The organism is Pseudenhygromyxa sp. WMMC2535, assembly GCF_011083025.2.
On the sequence record NZ_JABJWV010000001.1, the window covers coordinates 7,108,567 to 7,128,670 of the forward strand.

At 68.7% G+C, this 20,104-nt stretch carries 15 protein-coding genes; 12 read left to right on the forward strand and 3 right to left on the reverse strand.

Features of this window, described 5'->3' with window-relative positions:
- Positions 1–80: 80 nt before the first annotated feature.
- Positions 81–626 carry an HU family DNA-binding protein gene (locus tag G6O69_RS27695; RefSeq protein WP_172306486.1) on the forward strand — a complete coding sequence of 182 codons (546 nt, stop codon included), beginning with the start codon at positions 81–83 and terminating at the stop codon, positions 624–626.
- A 100-nt stretch (positions 627–726) separates the two neighbouring features.
- Positions 727–3,495 (forward strand): MMPL family transporter, encoded by a 2,769-nt coding sequence (locus G6O69_RS27700; RefSeq protein WP_172306487.1) that lies wholly within the window; start codon positions 727–729, stop codon positions 3,493–3,495.
- Positions 3,496–3,616: 121 nt separating this feature from the next.
- On the opposite strand, the gene G6O69_RS27705 is transcribed toward G6O69_RS27700, so the two are convergent.
- On the reverse strand, positions 3,617–4,150 hold the full coding sequence (locus tag G6O69_RS27705) for a hypothetical protein (RefSeq protein WP_172306488.1): 534 nt from the start codon (positions 4,148–4,150) through the stop codon (positions 3,617–3,619).
- Between the two features lie 191 nt (positions 4,151–4,341).
- On the opposite strand from G6O69_RS27705, the gene G6O69_RS27710 reads away from it, so the two are divergent.
- A complete protein-coding gene (locus tag G6O69_RS27710) occupies positions 4,342–4,986 on the forward strand; it encodes a TetR/AcrR family transcriptional regulator (RefSeq protein ID WP_172306489.1) in 645 nt (214 codons plus the stop codon).
- A gap of 143 nt (positions 4,987–5,129) precedes the next feature.
- Here the strand turns inward: G6O69_RS27710 and G6O69_RS27715 are convergent, their stop codons facing one another.
- Positions 5,130–6,248, reverse strand: a complete 1,119-nt coding sequence (locus tag G6O69_RS27715) for an alkene reductase (protein ID WP_172306490.1) — start codon at positions 6,246–6,248, stop codon at positions 5,130–5,132.
- A gap of 615 nt (positions 6,249–6,863) precedes the next feature.
- Here G6O69_RS27715 and G6O69_RS27720 point away from each other — a divergent pair.
- The 5 genes from G6O69_RS27720 (at position 6,864) to G6O69_RS27740 (ending at position 12,382) form a co-directional block, all read left to right on the forward strand.
- Positions 6,864–7,070, forward strand: a complete 207-nt coding sequence (locus G6O69_RS27720) for a hypothetical protein (protein WP_172306491.1) — start codon at positions 6,864–6,866, stop codon at positions 7,068–7,070.
- 229 nt (positions 7,071–7,299) lie between these two features.
- Positions 7,300–8,229 carry a hypothetical protein gene (locus tag G6O69_RS27725; RefSeq protein ID WP_172306492.1) on the forward strand — a complete coding sequence of 310 codons (930 nt, stop codon included), beginning with the start codon at positions 7,300–7,302 and terminating at the stop codon, positions 8,227–8,229.
- A gap of 6 nt (positions 8,230–8,235) precedes the next feature.
- Positions 8,236–9,180: a biotin/lipoyl-binding protein gene (locus tag G6O69_RS27730; protein WP_172306493.1), complete on the forward strand. Its 945-nt coding sequence runs from the start codon at positions 8,236–8,238 to the stop codon at positions 9,178–9,180.
- Positions 9,177–11,426, forward strand: a complete 2,250-nt coding sequence (locus G6O69_RS27735) for a peptidase domain-containing ABC transporter (protein WP_172306494.1) — start codon at positions 9,177–9,179, stop codon at positions 11,424–11,426. Before G6O69_RS27730 ends, G6O69_RS27735 begins: the two co-directional genes overlap by 4 nt.
- Positions 11,423–12,382: an efflux RND transporter periplasmic adaptor subunit gene (locus tag G6O69_RS27740; protein WP_176397126.1), complete on the forward strand. Its 960-nt coding sequence runs from the start codon at positions 11,423–11,425 to the stop codon at positions 12,380–12,382. Before G6O69_RS27735 ends, G6O69_RS27740 begins: the two co-directional genes overlap by 4 nt.
- A gap of 23 nt (positions 12,383–12,405) precedes the next feature.
- On the opposite strand, the gene G6O69_RS27745 is transcribed toward G6O69_RS27740, so the two are convergent.
- Positions 12,406–13,698 (reverse strand): hypothetical protein, encoded by a 1,293-nt coding sequence (locus tag G6O69_RS27745; RefSeq protein WP_172306496.1) that lies wholly within the window; start codon positions 13,696–13,698, stop codon positions 12,406–12,408.
- A gap of 86 nt (positions 13,699–13,784) precedes the next feature.
- Here G6O69_RS27745 and G6O69_RS27750 point away from each other — a divergent pair, with 86 nt between their 5' ends.
- From G6O69_RS27750 to G6O69_RS27765, 4 genes are all read left to right on the forward strand, one after another.
- Positions 13,785–15,608, forward strand: coding sequence for a hypothetical protein (locus G6O69_RS27750; RefSeq protein WP_172306497.1), 1,824 nt, complete (start codon positions 13,785–13,787; stop codon positions 15,606–15,608).
- A gap of 107 nt (positions 15,609–15,715) precedes the next feature.
- Positions 15,716–16,873, forward strand: a complete 1,158-nt coding sequence (locus G6O69_RS27755; RefSeq protein ID WP_172306498.1) for a hypothetical protein — start codon at positions 15,716–15,718, stop codon at positions 16,871–16,873.
- A gap of 126 nt (positions 16,874–16,999) precedes the next feature.
- The gene (locus G6O69_RS27760) at positions 17,000–18,121 is read left to right on the forward strand and encodes a hypothetical protein (RefSeq protein ID WP_172306499.1); all 1,122 of its coding nucleotides are present in this window, start codon (positions 17,000–17,002) and stop codon (positions 18,119–18,121) included.
- A gap of 102 nt (positions 18,122–18,223) precedes the next feature.
- Complete coding sequence (locus G6O69_RS27765) at positions 18,224–20,071, forward strand: hypothetical protein (protein ID WP_172306500.1); 1,848 nt, start codon at positions 18,224–18,226, stop codon at positions 20,069–20,071.
- The last annotated feature ends 33 nt before the right edge of the window (positions 20,072–20,104 follow it).

A 20,104-nucleotide genomic window follows, 5' to 3' on the forward strand; every position in this document is an offset into this window, starting at 1 on the left:
CGCCTGTTGGTTGACTGCGATCGGCGTTGACTCCTAAAGTGGTCGGCCCGCGCGGGGTGATCCCCCCTGCGTTTGCTCCCATGACGAAGGCCGAACTGATCGATCGCATCTCTCGTAACCGGGATCTTCCTCCGGAGATCACCAAGAAGGTCATCGCCGCGGTCCTGGACATCGCCTTCGCCGAGCTCGCGGCTTACTTCGTCCGCGCGAAGGTCGGCCGCAGCGGCGCCGCGCCCCGCTTCACCTTCCCCAAGTTCGGGACGTTCACCAAGAAGCGACGCAACGGTCGGCGCGGGGTCAACCCGCGGACCCTCGAGCCCATGGAGATCGAGGCCTGCGAGACCCTCGACTTCAAGCCCAGCGTCGATCTCAAGCGCCTGCTCAACGAGGCGTCGGCGCCCGCGACCAAGCCTGCGAAGGCCGCCAAGCCGGCCAGGGCGGAGTCGGTGACCCCGGCCAAGAAGAAGAAGACGAGCAAGAAGCGCAAGACGAGCAAGGCGCGCAAGGCCGAGGGGCCTGGGCGGCGCAAGCTCGTCTCCCGCGAGGAGGCCGAACTCGAGCTGCCCTCGGCACCGCTTCAGCGGGTGTCGGGGCGCAAGCGGCGATCGGCCAAGACCGGCTCCTGAGCGCGGGCGCGCTCTTTCGCTTGTGACGGTGCGCATGCGCTGGAGGCTTTGAGGGCCTCCATGCTTGCATTTGTCAGTCGGTTGCGGCTAACAGGGCGCGATGCCCGGACGTGAACGCCTCGATCGTCGGAGGGACAAATTTTTCGTTGCCTTCGGCTCGCTGGGAGTCCGCTTCCCCACGATCACGATCGCCGTCCTGCTCGTGCTCTCGCTGGCCGGGGCGGCGCTGGCCACCCAGCTGAAGATCACGACCTCGCGCTTTGGCCTGGTCGACTCCGACAACTGGTACCAGAGCCGGATGATCGCCTTCTTCGACGCCTTCGGCTTCCCGGACTCGCCGGTGGCCCTGGTCGAGGGGGGGACGGTCGAGCAGCGCCGCGAGGTGGTCGACCGCTTCACCGACGAGCTCGAGTCCGAGCCTCTCTTCGAGGGGCGCGTGCTCGGGCACATCGGCGCCGAGGATGTCCCCGAGGTCCTGCTCGTCTCGCAGCCCGGGGCGATCGCCGAGCTGCGCCGCTCCCTGCCGCCGGGGACCGACTTCCCGTCGGCGATCGAGGGCGGCCTCGAGGGCATCTTCGCCATGCTCGAGGCCCAGATGCTCGGCGTGCTCGACGGGGAGGTCGAGGTCGACCCCAGCCAGTCCGACGATCAGCTCGTCAAGCTCGCCGCGCTCGCCCGGGCGCTCGACGCCAAGCTGGCCGAGGACGCGGGGGTCGGGGAGGGGCCCGACACCGAGGCTCTGCTCGCGATCTTCGCCGGCGAGGGCGACTCGCCCCTGCCGAGCCCCGAGGACATGCGCGCTCGCGGCCTCGACGAGGACGGCTACTTCGTCAGCAAGAGCGGTGAGCACCTGCTGGTCGCGGTCTTCCCCGAGTTCACGGGCGACGAGGTCGAGGACTACGCGCCGGCCGTGGATCGCCTGCGCGCGATCCGTGACGGCCTCGAGCTCCCCGAGGGGATGCAGATCAGGCTCACCGGGATCCCGCTGCTCGCCGTCGACGAGCAGCAGGTGCTCTCCCGCGGCCTGGCCATGTCCAGCGCCGCCGCCGGCCTGGGCATCTTCGTGCTCTTGATGTGGGCCTTCCGCTCGTGGCGGCGGGCCATGGTCGCGCTGCTCTCGATCGGCGTGGGCACGGTGATCAGCCTCGGCGCGCTCTACCTGCTCTACGGCGCCCTCGACCCGATCACCTCGAGCTTCGCGGCGGTGCTCATGGGCCTGGGCATCGACTTCGCGGTCCACCTGCTCGCGCGCTACGACGAGGAGCTGCGCCGCGGGGCGAGGCGCGGCGAGGCGCTGTTCACCGCCTTGCGCTTCGCTGGACCCGGCGTGGTCACCGGGGCCGTGACCACGGCCTTGGCCTTCTTGACCGTCGCAACCACGGAGTTCACCTCCTACGGTCAGATGGGCGTGATCACGGCGATCGGGCTGATGGTCTCGCTGCTCGCGTCGCTGATCTTGCTGCCGCTGATCCTCGGCCGCGGCGACCTCGACAACGAGGAGCTCCCGCCCAAGCCGCTGCCAGCCATCGAGTTCGTGCCGCGCCTCGTTCGCAAGAGCCCCTTTTTGATCCTCCTGGCGGGCGTGGTCCTGGCCCTCGCCGGCGTGGCCAGGATCCCCGACTACGATCCGCGCTACCTCGACATGCTGCCCAAGGCATGGGAGTCGACCGAGGCGTTGAGCACCCTCGAGCAGGACGGCGCGATGTCTCCGTGGCTCGCCTGGGTCACGGCTGACGACCTCGACGAGGCCCGCGAGCGCGCGGAGGCTCTGCGCGGCCTGGGCAGCGTCGAGCGCGTGGACAGCCCCACGGACATGCTGCCGGCGCTCGACGACGCGGCCATCGCCAAGCTGCGCGCCGACTTCGACGGCCTCGAGCGCGACCCCGACTGGGTGAAGCTCGCCGGCCGCGATCCCAAGCCCGCCGACCTCGCCAAGCGCGTGCAGGGGGTGGTCGACGCCCTCGACGAGCTCGCCTTCGCGGCCGAGCAGGCCGGGCAAGACGACTCGCTCGCCAAGATCCGCGACGCCAAGGCGGCCTTCGAGGGCCTGCACGCGCGCCTCGAGAGCGTCCCGCCGGAGCGCGGGGCCGAGACCCTCGACAAGATCGAGGAGGACATGGCGCGGCTGCTCGCGCCGGCGTGGGCGACCGCGAAGGCCGTTGCCGCGCGCGGGGGCTGGAGCGTGGAGGACATCCCCGAGCGCTTCGCCCGGCGCTTCGTCGCCCGCGACGGCAGCGGGCGGCTCGCGGTCTACGCCTACCCGACCGGGGCGATCGCCTCGGTGGAGGGCGGCATCGAGGGCGCGCGCCAGTTCTCCGAGGACCTCGAGTCCGTCGACCCCAACGCCGCCGGCCAGGGCATCTCCTTGTACCGGCACAACGACATGATCGTCAGCGGCTTCAAGCGCGCTTCGCTGTTCTCGCTGTGCCTGGTGCTCGCGCTGCTGCTCCTCGACTTCGCCAGCTTGCGCAAGTCGCTGCTGGCGCTCTTCCCCGTGCTCGTGGGCATGGGGTGGATGTTCGGGGTGTTCACGCTGCTCGGCATGCGCCTGAATGTGGCGACGATCGTCGTCATCCCGCTGATCCTCGGCATCGGCATCGACGCCGGCGTGCACATGATGCACCGCTGGGAGATCAACAGTCGCAGCCACCACGGCCGCGCGCGCCTCGACGAGATCATCCGCGGGACGGGCGGGGCCATCGTCCTGTCCTCGCTGACGACCATGGTCGGCTTCGCGGGGCTGCTCGTCGGTCAGCACCAAGGCATGGTCCGCCTTGGCGGATCCATGGTGATCGGCATCGGCTGCACGCTGCTGGCCAGCGTCGTCGTCCTCCCGGCGCTCCTGGTGCTGCTCGACCGCGCGAGGTGATCCTGTAGGCGCCTGGGCCTTCGGGCCGGGCCTTCGAGCGGGTCGGCGCGTTCGTGCGCCGGCCCGCTCGCGTTCACGCTGGACGCTCGCCTGAGGGCGCGCCTCCAAACGGCTCGCCGCGCTAGCGGTGCGGGCTGCCGCCGGACTTCTTGTCGCCGCCGGACTTCTTGTCACCGCCGGACTTCTTGTCACCGCCGGACTTCTTGTCGCCGCCGGACTTCTTGTCGCCGCCGGACTTCTTGTCGCCGCCGGACTTCTTGTCGCCGCCGGACTTCTTCTTGTCGCTGCCAGATTTTTTGTTGCCACTCGAGCTTTGTGGCGTTGAGCCCTTGCCTCCGGACTGTGGGTTTCCAGACTTCTCAGTCTTGGAATGTTCGTTTCCGGACTTTTCGGTCTTGGGTTTCGAACTGGAACTTTTGTGCTCGGGCTGCTTGGCCTGAGTCTTCTGGGGGGCCGGCTCCGGGTTGGCGGCAGAACGGTGTTGAGGGGCCGGCTCAGGCTCCTTCTTGGGCTTCTTGGCGGGCGCCGGGGCCGGCTGGGGCTGGTGATGCTTGCTCGGAGAACTCGAACTCGAGCTTCCGGAGCCCAAGGAGACGGAGCAACCTGCCAAGGTCAGAGACAGGCTCGTGGCGAGAAGTGCGATCTTGCGCTGCATGGCGACTTTCAGTGTCGACGACAGATCGCTGCGCAGGTTGCTAATCTACAGGCGTGGATGTGAGCTCCACCCGCGGTGCAAATACTGGTGTAAAGGCAAAGAGGGCATATTGGGGGCACTAATTCATGCGAGCTAAATTAAGCTTCAAATGAGCGACAAAATTGGATAACCTCAATCTCCGGGGACGACGAGTGACGAGACAGCGCACTGACGACCAGAGGAAGCAGCAGATCCGCGATGCTGCCACCCGGTGCTTCGTTCGCCGAGGCTACCAGGCCACTCGACTCGCGGATATCGCACGTGAGGCCGGCCTGAGCAAGGGCGGCGTCTACTTCCACTATAGGGCCAAGGAACAGATCTTCCAGGACATCCTCGATCGGCAATCGCGCCTGGTCGAGGAGCGCTGGGGCTTTGATCCAGTGAGTGAGCAGCCCGCCGACCGCATCTTGGCGCGGCTGGTGAGCGTGCACCTCAGGACGATGGAGGACGAGCCCGACGAGGTCCGGCTCTTCAACCTCCTGGTCGCCATGGCCGTACAAGAGGAGACCTTCCGGGCTCGCCTGGACGCCATGCTCGAGACCATGCGGGCGCTCTACGCCCAGGTCATCGCGCGCGGCATCAAGGACGGCGTGTTCGTGGCCGGCGACCCCGAGGAGCTCGCGACCTCGGTGCTCTCCTATCTTCACGGCATTGGTGCCCTGTCGGCGGCCGAGCCTGGCGGCTGCTTCCCGCTGACGGGGGAGCACGCGGCGGAGCAGGTCCTGCGCATGCTCAAGACGCAGATCCGCGCGAGCGCAGTCGAGTTCGCGGACGACTCCTCCAGCAAGCTCAACTAGCCGTCTGCCCCGCGGGCAGACATGAACGAAGACGCGCTCGGTCGCGGCCTCAGGGCCGACCGGGCGCGTCTCGTCTTGTCTTGTTGTCTTGGCGCTCGTTTGGCGCCGGAGCGGGCGCGGCCGGTGAGCCGCGCCCGGGCGCGCTATTCCGCCGCCCAGTCGAGGCTCGGGTAGTCGGTGTAGCCGGTCGCGTCGCCGCCGAAGAAGCTCTCCTGGCGGGGCGGGTTGAGGGCGGCGCCCCGGCGGAAGCGCTCGGGGAGGTCGGGGTTGGCGAGGAAGGGCGAGCCGAAGAGCACGGCGTCGGCCCAGCCCGCCGTGATCGCGCGGCGGGCCGAGTCGGCCAGGTATCCGCCGTTGGCGAAGTAGGCCCCGGAGAAGCGCTCGCGGATCAGCGAGTGGAGCTCGCTGGGTTGTTGGGGCCGGTCTTTGGGGGCGCCGAAGAACTCGATGACGTCGACGTAGGACAGGCCGACGCGGGTGAGCTCGTCGATCAAGGCGGTGTAGAGCTCGACCGGATCGGACTCCTCGGCGCCGCTCATGCTGCCGAGCCCGGGCGAGACGCGGATGCCGACGCGCTCGCCTCCCCAGACCTCGGTGACCGCCTCGGCGACCTCGACGGCGAAGCGGATCCGCTTGGCCACGCTGCCGCCGTAGTCGTCGCTGCGATGGTTGGCGCTGTCGCTGAGGAACTGCTGGAGGAGGTAGCCGTTGGCCGCGTGGATCTCGACGCCGTCGAAGCCCGCGGCCTTGGCCTGCTCGGCGCCCTTGCGGAATTGATCGACGACGCTCGGGATCTCGGCGCGGGTCAGCTCGCGCGGGGTGGAGGTCGGCGCGAAGCCCTGCTCCTTGCCCAAGAAGATCTGCGCGTTGGCGTTGATCGCCGAGGGAGCGACCGGGGCCTCGCCGGCGTGGAAGTCGACGTGGGACATGCGGCCGACGTGCCACAGCTGCAAGGCGATGCGTCCACCGTTTGCGTGCACGGCATCGGTGACCCGGCGCCAGCCCGCGACCTGCTCGTCATCGTGGATGCCCGGGGTGTAGGCGTAGCCCTTGCCCTGTGGGCTGACCTGCGAGGCCTCTGTGATGATCAGCCCGGCGCTGGCTCGCTGGGCGTAGTAGCGGGCGGTGAGCTCGTTCGGGCGGTCGCCGGGTTGTTCGGCGCGCGAGCGAGTCATGGGAGACATCAGCACTCGGTTGGGGAGGCTCGAGGAGCCGAGCTGAAGAGGACGAAAGAGCGGGTCGCTGGCGTAGCTGTCGGACATGTCTGGGGCGCACTACGGAGGGATGATAGCCGCGGTTACTGGCGAACTATCCAAGTAATTCATGGCGGTCATCGTGGTCAGAGAACGCCGCCCTCGGGGCAGAAACAAAAGCCCGGGCGCGAGTGGGTCGAAGGGAGGTGGTGGCGCGAGGGAAGGCGAAGAAGGGAGAGGGCGAAGAAGGGAGAGCGAGCGCAGGGGTGATGGGAGGGCGATGGTTTGCGAGGCGAGCGAAGGTTGGAGGCGTGGCGCGAGGTGAAGAAGGGTCGGTAGAGGTGAGCGAGGTGGAGCGCGGTCTCCTCGTGGGAGGTTCGTGCGGGTGATGCTCGGGCGCGCTCGACCCGACCTCGAGTCGGGGGGGAGGAGAGCGACGAGCCACGCTCGCTAGCGCACCCAGGCCGATGGGTGGGCGCCCAACCCTTCGGCCTGCGCGTCTTCTTGCCGAGTAATACGCGTTTGCGCGCTCCCCCAATGCTGCTTGGTTGAGTGGCGCGAGGACACGTCGCGCTCCGGGAGGCCGGACGGCGGCGGTGGTCGGGGCCCCGACCGCCACGCAAGCCGGGCGCTCGATACGGCGCCGCGAGTCATCGCTCACCCGACAACGAGAAAGACCAGACCATGACCAAGACCAACAAGCAACTTCAGGACCTGTTCATCGAAGACCTCGGCAAGGTGACCGGCGGCCTCTCCATCGTCGCCACGACCCTGGCGATCGGCGAGGAAGACGAGCCCACCACCGCTGCCGTGTCCGAGGAAGACGAGCCCACCACGGCGCTCGTGTCCGAGGAGGACGAGCCCACCACGGCCGCCGTCGCCGAGGAGTAGTCGATCCGTCGGGGGCCCGCCTGCGGGTGGGTCCCCGACCCCTTCCCTGGGTCGTTTCGCGCGACCCTCGATTCATGCACGATGAATTCGCTCCCCACCGCTAGATGAGCCGGCACGCTGCGGTGCCCGAGCCAGCGCGCTGTCGTCCCGAATTGGGCCGGCCGGCCCTCGCTGGCTCGCCCTCGTGTCGCCACAACGACCCGCGTCAGACAGGAACGTAGAGCCAACCATGAGCAATTCCCCACTCGTCGTCGTCGGCGCCCTCGAGGACAGCCACGCCCGCACCATCCACGACCGCCTGCGCGAGCGCGGCCACGAGCCCTTCGTGCTCAACGCCCAGCTCTACCCCGAGGAGCTCAACGTCGCCCTCGGCGAGGACATCGAGGACGTGGTGATCGGCGGACGGGCGCTCGGCCGACCCGCGGCGGTGTACGTGCGCAGCCTCTACCAGAGCCCAGCCGGCTTTGGCGTCGAGGCCGAGGAGGCCATGCGCGACAACTGGCGACGCACGCTGATGGCTTTTCGTGAGCGCTCGACGGTGCTCTCGGCCGTGTTGCTGCGTTGGCAGCACCTCGGCGTGCCGATCTACAACCCCCCGCGGGCGAGCGTGAACATCACCAAGCCCTTCCAGATCGCCTCGCTCGCGGCGGCGGGCCTGCCCGTGCCCAAGACCCTGTGGAGCAACGACCCCGACGCCGTCCGCCGGTTCTGTGCGGAGAACGAGGCGATCTACAAGCCCGTGGCCGGCGGCGCCGCGACCCGCAAGGTCGAGCCCCGCGATCTCGAGGACGATCGCCTCGCCAAGCTGCGCGCGGCTCCGGTCTGCTTCCAGGAGCTGCTCCCTGGTGACGACGTCCGCGTCTACGTGATCGACAGCCGCGTGGTCTGTGCCCTGCGGATCGAGACCGAGGCCATCGACTTCCGCCAAAACGAGACCAAGATCGAGGCCATCGAGCTGCCCGAGTCGGTCGCGCGCAGCTGTATCCGCGCCGCGGAGGTCATCGGCCTGCGCTACACCGGCATGGACATCAAGGCCGACCGCGAGGGCAACTACAAGATCCTCGAGCTCAACCCATCGGCGATGTTCGTCGGCTTCGAGTACCGCGCCGGCGTGGACATCGGCGGGGCGCTCTGCGACGCGATGATCGCCCATCTCTAGGAGCCCGTGAGCGAGACCCGCAACCTCTTTCGTCAAGCAGCGCTAGACGCTCATCGCAGCGGCGCCCAGCCTGGGCGGCCGCTGCATATCGTTTCGACGTGGACGCGCTGGGCGATGCGCGTGACGGTGATCTCCGTGCTCTCGGCGTTGGCCTTCTCCGCGACGGCGGAGATCGGCGAGTACGCCGAGGGTATCGCCGTGGTCCGTCGGGAGGGGCGCTCACTGGTCACGGCGGTCGTGCCAGGGACCATTCAGGAGATCGTCGTGCGTCCAGGCGACGCCGTCGAGGCTGGGCAATTGCTCGCCCGGCTCGACGACCGGGCCGAGCGGGCGGAGCTCGAGCGCCTCGAGGGCGAGTTCGACAAGCGGCTGATCGAGGTCCTGCGCCTGCCCACCGACGAGACCAGGCGTCAGCGCCTGGCGACCCTCGACGGTGAGCTCGAGCGCGCGCGCCTCGAGCTCGCGGCGCGCGCGATCACGGCGCCTCATGACGGGCTGATCGCGGACGTGCGCGCGCGGGCGGGGCAGGCGGTGGCGACCGGAGACGCGGTCGTCTCGATCGAGGCGCGCGAGGGCGGCGTGGAGATCGTCGGGCTGTTTCCAGGCCACACCCGCCCGCTGCTCGAGGCCGAGGGCGGGGAGCTGATCCTCGCGCTGGAGGGCTTCCCCGACAGCCGTCAGCGCGTGCAGGTGCGCAGCGTGGCCGACGAGGTCGTCGGCCCGACCGAGGCCCTGCGCCTGCTCGGCCGCGAGCGCGCCGGCGCCTTCGAGCTCAGCGGCCCCGTGGTCGTCGTCTCCGTCGACTACGAGGGCGATCGCATCGTGACGGATGACGGCGAGTATCGGCTCTACGACGGCATGCAGGGCACGCTCGAGGCCAAGCTGCGCGCGTCCACGGTGCTCGAGCACCTGATCCCCGGGCTTCGCAGCTTGCGGAGGCAGCGAGGATGAGCGCCGCCGAGCCCAACGCAGGCGGGCAGCCCGAGGGCGGCGAGGGCGAGGCCCACCCCCGGCCGGGACGCCTGGCGGCGCTGCGGCGCCTCGGCATGCTCGAGCGTCGGCGCAGCATCGAGCACGTGCAGCAGCTCGCTGGCGCCGACTGTGGCGCGGCCTGCCTGACGATGGTCCTGCGCTACTACGGCCGCCGAGACGTCCGCCTCGACGCGATCCGCGAGGCCACGGGGGCCGATCACAACGGAGTCAGCGCGCTGGGCATCCTCCGCGCCGCCCGCAGCTTTGGCCTGCGCGGGCGCGGGGTGAAGATCGAGTCGCGCGACGACCTCGAGCTCGTGCCCATGGGCGCGATCTTGCACTGGTCCTTCAACCACTTCGTGGTCTACGAGTCGATCGATCGCAACGGTCAGATCGTGATCCTCGATCCGGCGATCGGGCGCCGCCGGGTCAGCCCGGCCGAATTCGACCACAACGCCACGGGCGTGGTCCTGCTGCTCGAGCCCGGCGAGCAATTCGAGAAGGCCGCGGCCGAGGGCGGGATGGTCCGTCGCTATCTGGGACAGATCCTCGCCCATCCGGCGCTGTGGTCCCGAGCGGTGCTGATGTCGGCCCTGGTCCAACTCCTCGCCCTGTGTCTGCCGCTGGTCACCACCTTGCTCGTCGACCGGGTGATCCCGCGCGAGGACCACGACCTGTTCATGGTCCTGGGCGCCGGGGCGGGGATGATGGTGATCTTTCACAGCATCAGCGCCTGGGTCCGCGCCAACCTCCTGGTCCAGCTGCGCACGCTGATCGACGCCCAGCTGACCGTGGGCTTCCTCGATCACCTGATCGAGCTGCCCTACTCCTTCTTTCAGCGGCGGTCCACGGGCGACCTGATCATGCGCCTGAACAGCAACGCCACGGTCCGCGAGATCCTGACCTCGGGCGCCATGTCGGCGGTGCTCGATGGTTCCATGGTCAGCCTCTACCTGCTGCTGATCTTGTGGGCGAGCCCCGCGATGGCGGGGTTGGTGCTGGCCCTGGCCGCGACGCAGTTGGTGCTCTATCTGTCCACCCGCCGCGCCCAGCGAGAGCTGATGAGCGAGAGCCTCGTCGCCCAGGCCAAGACCTCCAGCTACGAGGTCGAGATGCTCTCGGGCATCGAGACGCTCAAGAGCATGGGCGCGGAGTATCGCGCGGTCGATCGCTGGTCGAACCTCTTCGTCGACGCGCTCAACATCTCCGTGCGCCGCGGTCGGCTGGACGCGGCGATCTCTGCGCTGCTCGGCGGCTTTCGCCTCGCGGCCCCGCTGATCATCTTGGCCTTCGGCGCCAAGCAGGTGCTCGCCGGTGAGCTGAGCCTGGGCGCCATGCTCGGGCTCTCGGCGCTGGCCTCGGGCTTCCTCGGGCCGATGAGCACGCTGGTCGGTGTGACCTTGAAGTTTCAATTGCTCGGTAGCTACCTCGAGCGCATCGAGGACGTGCTCCAGACCGAGCCCGAGCAGCGCGTGGACTCGGTCGTGCGCGCGCCGAGGCTCAGCGGGAGGATCGCGGCCGAGGCCGTGGAATTTCGCTACTCATCCGCGACCCCGCCCGCGGTCATGGGTGTAGATGTCGACATCTCGCCGGGACAGTTCGTGGCCGTCGTCGGCCCCTCGGGGGCCGGCAAGTCGACCCTGGCCAAGCTGCTCGTCGGGCTCTATCAGCCGCAGGCGGGGCGGGTGCTCTACGACGGGCAGGACCTCGCCGGCCTCGAGCTGCGCAGCGTCCGTGAGCAGATCGGCGTGGTCACCCAGCGCGGCGAGGTGTTCGGCATGTCGGTGCGCGACAACATCAGTCTCGGGCACCCCGAGATCGATCTCGACTCGGTGATCGCGGCCGCCAAGCAGGCCGCCTTGCACGACGAGATCATGCGGCTGCCGATGGGCTACGAGACCATCCTCGCCGATGGGGGCGCGTCCTTGTCCGGGGGCCAGCGCCAGCGCCTGGCCTTGGCCCGCGCGCTGGTCGGCAGGCCCTCGATCTTGTTGCTCGACGAGGCGACCAGCAACCTCGACAGCCTGACCGAGTCGGCGATCCAGCGCTCGCTGGCCGAGCTCGCGTGCACGCGGGTGGTCATCGCCCACCGGCTGAGCACGGTCGTCGACGCCGATCTGATCTTGGTGATGGAGCGCGGCCGGGTCGTCGAGCGCGGCAACCATCGCGAGCTCATGAGCCACGGTGACGTCTACCGTCGCCTGGTCGAGAGGCAGGAGCCATGAGCCTGGTGTTTCGCTCGCTGGCGCGCCTTCGTGCTCGCTCGTGCGCGCGCGTGATCGTCGTGACAGTTGGCGCGCTTTCGTGCGCGTCCTGCGGCCTGGAGGGAGCGAGCGGAAAGCGGATCTCGACTCGAAGTGACAACGTAAAGTCCGATCGGGACAGCTCCCCCGCGGGCGCCGCGAAAGCCCCCCTCGAGGACGGGGTCGCGGCAGAGGTGATGGTCGGGGTCTTGGTGCCCGCGGCCGAGGTCGTGATCGTCGCCCCGAGCACGGCGCGGCTCGACCGCCTCGACCTCGAGGTGGGGGACCACGTGAAAGCCGACGAGGTCTTGGCGCAGCTCGACGTCCGAGGTGAGCGCAACGAGCTCGGCGCGGCCACGGCCGCGTGGCGCTCTGCGAAGGCGGAGCTCGAGGAGCTCGAGCTCGAGCTCGAGCAAGCTCGCGCGACGCGGGCGGACATCGAGCAGCTCGAAGACTATGTCTCGCGCGCCGAGCTGCGAGAGCAACGCTTCGCCGAGCGCCTGGCGGAGGCTCGCAAGCGCAGCGCTGGCGCGGAGCTGGAGGTCGAGCGCAGCGCCATCGACAGCGTGCGTCGGCGCCTCGAAGAGGCCGAGCTCCAGGCTCCCTTCGCGGGCTCGATCGCCGCGCGTTACGTCGACCCCGGGGCGAGCCTCGGGCTCGGCGATCCGATCGTCAGCCTGCTCTCGGACGAACGCGTGCTGCGTTTCGCCGTGCCCGAGCAGCTCGGTGAGCGCCTGCGTCTGGGCGCGGCGCTGGACGTGCGCTTCGAGTCGCCGCGGGGCGATGTCGTCGAGCTCGAGGCGGTCGTCACCTCGATCGCGCCGGAGGTCGACGCCGGCACGCGCTTGATCCTCGCCGAGGCGCGCCTCGATCCTTCGTCCGAGGTCGCGCAGCTGCTGATCGGGGCCGTGGCTCGGGTGCGCTTCGCCGCGCCCTGAGAGTCGATGGCGGGCTCGCCTGCTCACTGCGGCGTGGGCCGATAGGCGCCGGTGCAGGTCGCCCGCGCGCCGCTGCAGCTGCCGTCCTCCCACAGATAGATCGCGTTGTCGAAGACCACCCCCGCGGCGCCGCAGCCCGTGTCGAGCTCGGCGAGCACCCGCGGTCCGACGAGCTCGAGTCCGCCGGACATGCTGCATGTGTGCCCGGCGATCTCGCGCTCGAGGCCGACGTCGACTCGATCGCCGCCGCGACGGACGACGCTCAAGGGGCCGAGGTCGATCGCGGGGGCGCCGGGCTGTAGCCACGCGGGCGTGGATCCGGTGACGAAGGCGTCGAGCTGGGCGCGCTGAGGCGCCCCGCCGACGTGGGGGAGCTCGACGAGGTCTGCGGCGCGCAGCCAGCCGACCACGCGGGCGCCGGCGAGGTCGACGTACTCGGCGCAGACGAAGCTCGGATCGTCGGCGTGCGGCCAGCCCGTGACCACGAGCGCGCCAGGGGAGAGGGTCTCGTCGCGCGGCGTGTCGAGCTCGGCCTCGGCGTAGAAGTGCAGCGCAGCGCCGCCGCCTGGTGAGACCGCGGCGGGCTGCCAGAAGCTCGAGAACTCGGGGTCGCAAGCTCGCATGGCGCGGGTGGCCAGGTAGCGCTGGCGGCGGGCCTCGATCTCGGGGCCGCGGCAGCTCGATGGATCGACGCGCGCGTGCTCGGGGGAGCTGAACAGCGGCGCGTCGACGTGCTCGAAGCCTCGCTCCTCGATGCTCGCCTCCAAGAAGCGCTGGACGGACAGGGGCGGGTCTCGCCTGAGCGAGGGATCATTGGTGATGATGGTGATCGAGCTCGCGGCGTCGACGAAGACGACGAGCAGGCCGCCCTCGGGGTGCACCCAGGTCAACGCGGACTCGCAGTAGGGCTGGGGGCAGGCCCTGCCGACGTAGGACAGGCCCTCGCTGCCCTCGTCGAGATCGTTGGGATAGAGCCCGCCCTTCTGCTCGAGCGCGGCGAAGCCATCCTCACCGAGGAGCTGCTCGAGGCGGCAAGCCGTGGGCGGGTAGAGGTAGACGTCGCTGATGTGCTCGGCCAGCTCCGCGGCGTCGTAGACCGGCGAGGGGGGCGGCGGCGGCGTGGGCTCGAGCTCGACGCTCGCGCCTTGGCTGGACGCGGGCGGCTGGGGATCGGATAGCTCGGGCGAGGCGACCACGCAGGCGGCGAGTGCCGAGCTCGATGCGAGGGCCGAGAGCCTGGCGGCGAGGGGGACGCCTCGCAGGATGTCGCGGCCGTGCAGGGGGCCGCGCTTGGCGGTGTGGCGAGCAGCAGGCATGTTCGGCCACTTCATAGCATCGCGGGCTCACCGAGTGCCGTGTGAATGTCGCCAGGGGCTTGGCGTGGATGCGTAAACTGAGCGAGATGTCGTGTACTCGAGGCCAAACAGCGCTGATCTCGATCTTCAGCATCGTGCTCGTCGCCTGCCCGGATCCGGCGCCTCCGCAGACGGACGAGGCGGGCGACGCTGACCTGACCGAGTCGGGTTCGGCGGACACGAGCTCGGACACCGACACGGGGATCGCGGACGAGTCGACGGATACGAGCGCCGACGAAGACAGCTCGTCCGAAGCCGAGGCCGAGACCGGGAGCGAGACGAGCGGCGAGACGCAGAGCGACTCGGGCACGCAAGCAGAGAGCGAGACGCAGGGAGAGACCGGCTCTGGCAGTGAGGGGGAGGGCGAAGGCGAGGGGGAGGGCGAGAGCGAAGACGAGACGGCGGGCGAGACCGATGGCGGGAGCCCGATCGATCCGAGCATCTGTCCGCTCTCGCTCCAGACCCCGGTGCTCGCGCTCTCCGGCGTCGAGGATCCCTGCGAGGTCCCCGAGGTCCTCTACCTGGCGCTGGCGCTCGAGGGCGACGAGATTTACGGGAACCCCTGCGCGGGCTTCAACCCCGACTACCAGGATGTGGAATTCACCATCGAGCTCCACAACAACAACTGGGCGCCGATCTTTCACGCCGATCTCTTCGACGGCTCCTGCCGCGAGGTGCACCTGCACATGGAGGGTCGAGGCGAGTGCGTGCCCACGCGGCTGGACGTGGTCGACCTCGACGCGCCGCAAGTCCCGATCTACTCGATCGGGCTCACGGCGGAGCAGCCGAGCGCGGCTGGCCTCGAGATCGAGCCCGTGAACCCGACCGCTTGCGAGTCGAGCTGTCGCAGCGGCTCGGTCTACGATCTGAAGGTCGAGGCCGCGGGTCAGAGCGTGGTGCTCGAGGCCGGCGGCTTGCCCTGGGCCGAGCTCGAGGTCGATGGCTGGGTCTACCAGGTCATGCGCATCGACTCGGTGGATCTCGAGGCCAGCACGGCCGATGGCTGCGAGGGGGTCCAGGACGCGAGGATCGACAGCTGGGTCCTGGCCCGGGCGCTCGCGGGCAGCGAGCCCAGCCTCGGCGAGGGCGGCGGCAGCAACGGCGGAGCGCCCGGGAGCTGCGTCGGAGAGCTCGCGGATGCTCAGGCCGACGAATTCGTGGGCGACGGGATCGTCGACATGAGCCTGTCGCTGCGCACGGTCGACTCGGAGCCGCCGCTCGAGCTGACGGTCGGCTCGCGGGTGCATCTGCAAGGGACCGCCTTTGGCTGCTGTGACGAGGACATCTACATCGGTGACTCGGTGGTGGTCCGCAGCTACCCCGACGAGCGCTTCATGCTCGGCCAGGTCGAGGGCAACGGGACCGCCCAGCCGGTGCCCGATTCGTCCTTCTTCACGGCGATCGACTCGGACCTCGAGACCTGGCTGAGGCCCTTCACCCTCGCCGCGCACGACGATCTGATCTGCTCCAAGGAGCTGTATGAGGAGAAGGTCATGAGCCGCATGCGCCTGCGCGTCGACGGGGGCGAGTGCGAGACGGCGAAGATCATGGACGAGGAGGGCGGGGCATTTGGTGACCTCTTCTTCGTGCTGGCGAACAACCTGACGCTATGGGTACCCAGCGGTCAGAACGTCGATACCGTCAGCGGTAGCCGAGTCTTCATCTCGCGGCAGACCTGTGAGCCTGGGGAGTGTCCGCAGACCGCGGACCAGTTCACTTGTCCCAGCGATGGCCAGTGGCCCGAGGACCGCGTGCAAGCCGTGTTCGATGGCGACTACGAGCCGGAGAGCCAGAGCTATGACCTGATATGCGAGATCATGGCAATCGATGACGACGGGCAACAGGTCTACTACCGCCTCGACTGCGGGTGAGCCTTCATCGGGTGTCTTTCGGTTCCTCGGCGTACGCGCAGGGGCGAGGTCGCGGGCTCGCTGGGCTCGTCACTCGCGCGGCGAGGAACTCGGTAGCCTCGAGCATCATGAAGGTAGCTGTAGCGCGGCAAATTCCCCTGCTGGCGAGTCTCCTCGTCATCGCCTGTCCACTCCCCGAAGCGCCCCAAGACGAGGACACGGAGGGCGCCGAAGGCTCCGAACCAGCGTCCGACTCCGGCTCCGACTCGGGCTCCGAGGGCACGGACTCGACGAGCGCCGATGAAGATGAAGAGGAGAGCGGCGTCGATGCAGGTGGCGAGTCGACCGAGGGTGGCGCCGACACGGGCGAGACCGGGGAGACGGGGGACACGAGCGGCGAGAGCGAGGGGGAGCCGGGGGCTTGCCTTGGAGAGGTCGATGATCCGCAAGCCGACGAGTTCGTCGGTGATGGGTACGTGGACACGGGCCTGGCGCTCACGATCGTCGCGGCACAGCCCCCGGTCGAGCTCGAGCTCGGCGCGCGGATCCACATGCAAGGGACTTCCTTCGACTGCTGCGACGACGACGTTGCGATCGACGAGTCGGTGGTCGTGCGCAGCTACCCGCAGGAGCGCTTCTTGCTCGCCCAGGTGAGCTCCTGGGAGACGCTCCCGCCCTCGACCGCGAGCGCCTTTCTCGGCTCCTTCTTCGTGGACATGGACATCGACCCCGAGACCTGGCTGCGCCCCTTCGAGCTCAGCGCCCACGACGACATGATCTGCGACTCGTACTATCACGAGAACGCCGACGCGGTCCGGGATCGGATGCACGTCTACGTCGACGGGGGCGAGTGCGAGACCGCGAAGATCATGGACGAGAACGCCGGCTACTTCGCCGACGTGTTCTTCGTGCGCATCGGTGACGTCCACACCTGGACGCCCAGCGGGGAGACGGGTGACACGAACAGCCAGGCGGAGGTGTTCATCGCGCGCCAGAGCTGCGAGCAAGGAGCGTGCCCGGAGACGACGCAGGACGCCGAGTGCCCCGCCGACGACCAGTGGCCGGAGGACCGGGCCGTCGTCGACTTCGCCTATGGCTTCGAGCCTTCGGGGGTCGGCTACGACCTGATCTGCGAGATCCTCGAGATCACGGATGAGGGGGACAGCGTTTACTACGGCCTCGACTGCGGTGAGCACTGCGTGGAGGAGGACGCGGCCGCGAGCCAGGTCCAGGCGAGTCAGAGCGCGGACCAGCCTCAGGCCCGAGCGCTGCCAGCTTGCATCTGAGCTGTCGCCGAGTCGCACCGCGGGCCGACTCGGTCGGTCATGCGGTGCGAATCGTCAATGATTCGAATCAAATAATTATTGAGTGATTCGATGGCGTTTTAGGCGTTGGCGAATAGAGTGAATGTCATGTCGCGTGCACACTTTGATCGCAGGCTTCCACTCCTCTCGGGGCTCTTGCTGCTCGCCTGCCCGCTGCCGGGTCCGGGCTCGGATGGGGAGACGGCCTGTGGCGAAGGCGAGGGCGAAGGCGCGAGCTCGGCAGGGGCGGGGGACATGGGGATGGCGGACTCGGAGACAGAAGACACGGGGATGGGGGATACGGGGATGGGAGAGGGAGAGGGAGAGGGCAGCGAGCCCGACACGCCGGGAGCTTGCCTGGGGGAGGTCGATGATCCGCAGGAGGACAGCTTCGTCGGTGATGGGGTTTTGGACGCGACGCTGCTGCTTCGCACGCTCGCGGCCGAGGCTCCGGCCGAGTTGGAGCTCGGCGCGCGCATCCACCTGCAGGGGACCGCATACAACTGCTGCGACGATGACTACTCGGTCGACGAGTCGGTGGTCGTGCGCAGCTATCCCGAAGAGCGCTTCTTGCTCGGCGAGGTGGCGACGTGGCGCTTCTTGCCGCCCTCTTCCGAGAGCGACTTCTTCGCGGCCATCGACTCGGACCCCGAGACCTGGCTGCGACCCTTCGAGCTCAGCGCGCACGACGACATGATCTGCGAGACGATCACGGACTTCGGGGCTGAGGCCGAGATGACGCGGATGCGTGTCTACGTGGACGGTGGAAGCTGTGAGACCGCGAAGATCATGGATGAAAACAGCGGCAGCTTCGCCGAGCGCTTCTTCGTGCTCGCGGGGGACGTGCACACGTGGTCGCCGGACGGAGGGACCGTGGACACGGTGAGCCAAGCTCGGGTGTTCATCTCGCGCCAGAGCTGCGCGCCAGGGGAGTGTCCCGAGACCAGCGTCCAGACCAGTTGCCCCGCGGACGAGCAGTGGCCCGAAGATGAGGTCAGCGTGGCCTTCGACTACGACTTCGAGCCGGAGGGGGACGGCTACGATCTGGTCTGCGAGATCCTCGACGTCGTCGAGGGGCAGGGGGAGGACGAGGACCTCACGCGCTACGAGCTGGACTGCGGTGACCTGTGTCCGTCTGCGTCGATTGGCGAGCAGGTCGTCGGTGGCAGCGCAGGTGCACGCAATGACATGCACACGACCCGACTCGTGGGTTTGCCGGCTTGCCCCTGAGCGCCTCGACCTCGAGGTTCGATATCTCGTGACCGCGTGGAATCGCCGCGAGCGGATGTCGTCGTCGGTGAATCTCGTGGTTCCCGACGATAAAATGAGCGCATGTCGCAAGGTCGAATCGGGCAAAAAATACCTCTGCTCTCTGGCCTCTTGTTGCTCGCTTGCCCCGTGCCGGAGCCGGGAGAGGAGGACTCGACCACGACCGACGCGGAGGGCTCGAGCTCGGGGGGCGAGAGCACGGATGACACGACGACCGGGGACACGACGACCGGGGACACGGATACGAGCGACGACGAAGACGACACGCAAGGTGAGACCGAGGGCATGGGGGAGCCGCAGGCTTGCCCCGTGCCCAAGGGGCTGCCGACGATCGAGATTGACGGGGCGGATGACATCTGTGCGATCCCCGAGGTGCGGCACCTGATCCTCGGAACCGAGGGGGGCCCAGAGGTCTGGGCGGAGCGCTGCATGGATGACGAGGGCGACAGTTGGCAGGATATCCAGATATGGCTGCCCAACAACAATTGGATCCCCTACTTCAACCCGCACATCCTCTCCTATGAGATCTGTAGGGAGGTCCACTTTCATACGGAGCCCGACGGTGAGGGCGGCTGCAAGGTCACGCGCATGGATGTCATCGACCTCGATGAGCCGGAGCTGCCGATGTACTCGGTCGGCGTCACCGGTGAGAAGCTCAGCGCCGCGGGCCTCGAGATCACGCCGACGAACCCCGCGGCCTGTGAGTCGGACTGCGAGGCGGGGACGGTCTACGATCTCGCGGTCGAGGCTGGCGGCGTGGAGGTCCTGCTCGAGGCCGATGGTGCGCCCTGGGTGCCCTTCGAGGTCGGGGAGTACACCTACAATTTCATCCGCTTCGACGCGCTCTCGTTCGAGGGGAGCGACGCGGAGGGCTGCGAAGACTCGCAGACGGCCGAATACGCGTCCTGGGCGATGGTCCGGGCGCCCGAGGACTTCGAGAGCGGGCCGATCGACGGCGGTGGATCGGGCAACGATCCCGACATGCCGGGGGCGTGCCTCGGCGAGGTCGATGATCCGCAAGCGGACAGCTTCGTGGGGGACGGGGTCGTGGACGCGACGCTGGTGCTGCACACGGTCGCGGCCGAGGCGCCGGTCGAGCTCGAGCTCGGCGCGCGCCTGCATCTCCAGGGGACAGCCTTCGACTGCTGCGACGATGACGTCTCGGTCGACGAGTCGGTGGTCGTTCGCACCTATCCCGAGGAGCGCTTCTTGCTCGCGCAGGTGGCCTCCTGGCGGACCGTCGAGCCATACGCCGAGAGCACCTTCTTCACCGCCATCGACTCGGACCCCGAGACTTGGCTGCGGCCGTTCGAGATCAGCGCCTACAACGATCTGATCTGTAACTCGATCCACGACGAGAGCGCTGTCAAGAGCCGGCTGCGAGTCCATGTCGACGGCGGCGAGTGTGAGACCGCCAAGATCATGGACGAGAGCAGCGGGACCTTCGCCGAGAAGTTCTTCGTGCTCGCGGGGGATGTGTACGCCTGGACGCCGGATGGAGGGAGCGTGGACACGACGAGCAAGGCTCGGGTGTTCATCTCGCGTCAAGACTGTGCCCCCGGGGAGTGTCCGGAGACGACCGAGCAGTTCTATTGTCCGGCGGAGGGGCAGTGGCCCGAAGACAGGGTCTCGGTCGCCTTCTCCACGTACTTCGAGCCGGAGCCGCCGGGCTACGACCTCGTGTGCGAGATCGTCGACATCATCGAGGTCGCCGGGCTCACGTCGCTCGTCGAGGAGGAGGAGGAGGAAGAGGAGGAGGAGGAGGTCGTGGACAAGACGATCCGCTACGCGCTCGACTGCGGTGAGCTGTGCGTGCCGGCGCTGACCAGCGAGCAGGTGGCCAGCGCCGTGGGCGGATCCCCCGGCAGCTCAGACGAGGCGCGCCTGGTGGGCACTCCGGTCTGCCCCTGAGGCTGCCGCGCTGGGTTCCATCACATCCTGCTA

Coding starts and splice junctions, on each gene's coding strand:
- G6O69_RS27695 (WP_172306486.1), top strand. CDS start 81: ATGACGAAGGCCGAACTGATCGATCGCATCTCTCGTAACCGGGATCTT.
- G6O69_RS27700 (WP_172306487.1), top strand. CDS start 727: ATGCCCGGACGTGAACGCCTCGATCGTCGGAGGGACAAATTTTTCGTT.
- G6O69_RS27705 (WP_172306488.1), bottom strand. CDS start 4,150: ATGCAGCGCAAGATCGCACTTCTCGCCACGAGCCTGTCTCTGACCTTG.
- G6O69_RS27715 (WP_172306490.1), bottom strand. CDS start 6,248: ATGTCCGACAGCTACGCCAGCGACCCGCTCTTTCGTCCTCTTCAGCTC.
- G6O69_RS27720 (WP_172306491.1), top strand. CDS start 6,864: ATGACCAAGACCAACAAGCAACTTCAGGACCTGTTCATCGAAGACCTC.
- G6O69_RS27725 (WP_172306492.1), top strand. CDS start 7,300: ATGAGCAATTCCCCACTCGTCGTCGTCGGCGCCCTCGAGGACAGCCAC.
- G6O69_RS27735 (WP_172306494.1), top strand. CDS start 9,177: ATGAGCGCCGCCGAGCCCAACGCAGGCGGGCAGCCCGAGGGCGGCGAG.
- G6O69_RS27740 (WP_176397126.1), top strand. CDS start 11,423: ATGAGCCTGGTGTTTCGCTCGCTGGCGCGCCTTCGTGCTCGCTCGTGC.
- G6O69_RS27745 (WP_172306496.1), bottom strand. CDS start 13,698: ATGCCTGCTGCTCGCCACACCGCCAAGCGCGGCCCCCTGCACGGCCGC.
- G6O69_RS27750 (WP_172306497.1), top strand. CDS start 13,785: ATGTCGTGTACTCGAGGCCAAACAGCGCTGATCTCGATCTTCAGCATC.
- G6O69_RS27755 (WP_172306498.1), top strand. CDS start 15,716: ATGAAGGTAGCTGTAGCGCGGCAAATTCCCCTGCTGGCGAGTCTCCTC.
- G6O69_RS27760 (WP_172306499.1), top strand. CDS start 17,000: ATGTCGCGTGCACACTTTGATCGCAGGCTTCCACTCCTCTCGGGGCTC.
- G6O69_RS27765 (WP_172306500.1), top strand. CDS start 18,224: ATGTCGCAAGGTCGAATCGGGCAAAAAATACCTCTGCTCTCTGGCCTC.